Origin of the sequence: Mycobacterium kyorinense, assembly GCF_001672775.1 — a bacterium.
Taxonomy (GTDB): domain Bacteria; phylum Actinomycetota; class Actinomycetes; order Mycobacteriales; family Mycobacteriaceae; genus Mycobacterium; species Mycobacterium kyorinense_A.
On record NZ_LZKJ01000195.1, the window covers coordinates 1 to 611 of the forward strand.

A 611-nucleotide genomic window follows, 5' to 3' on the forward strand; every position below is an offset into this window, starting at 1 on the left:
TTTGTTTGGTGTTGGGCGTGTTCGATGGCGTGGCCCAGCACGTAGGTCCAGGCTTCGGGTAGTGGGCGTTGGTGTGGTTGGTTGGTCAAGGTGTCGGTGATGATCTGGCGCAACAGTTCTGGTGTGGTGGGGGGTAGGTGGTGGGGGTTTTTGGTGTCGTGGTCGCCGGCGAGCAGGCGCAGGGCCAGCAGCCCGAGTTTGTAGGTGTCGGTGTAGATGGTGGCCAGTTCTTCGCCGGGGGGTGCGTCCCAGCCCGGGGTTTCCATCTGGGGCAGCGCCGAGACGGTGTTGATGCGCATGGCGTCGCAGTCGATGAAGTAGGCCGCCTCGTGGGGGCTCAGGGCGAAGAGCAGGTTTTTCGGTGAGATGTCGCCGACGCACACACCGTGCTTGTGCATGAACGCCAGCGTGGAGGCGACTTCGCGCAGCAGCGAATAACGTTGAACGTCATCGAGTTTGACGCCTCGGGCAGACAACACCGAAACATGATTGAGCAGATGCTGGAATTCGGCGGGGGTCCTTGACACGCCACCAACGGTGGTCAGGTCGATGAAAAACTGAGCGGGGATGGCTGGCATCACGAAACCCCGTGGCCTGCCGCTTGCTGCGTT

The 611-nt window shown here is 61.7% G+C and carries 1 protein-coding gene; it reads right to left on the bottom strand.

Going from position 1 to position 611, the window contains the following annotated elements; all coding sequences use genetic code 11:
• The coding region (locus tag A5707_RS20320) for a hypothetical protein (protein ID WP_419866457.1) at positions 1-578 on the bottom strand (578 nt) is incomplete at its 3' end.
• Positions 579-611 lie beyond the last annotated feature (33 nt).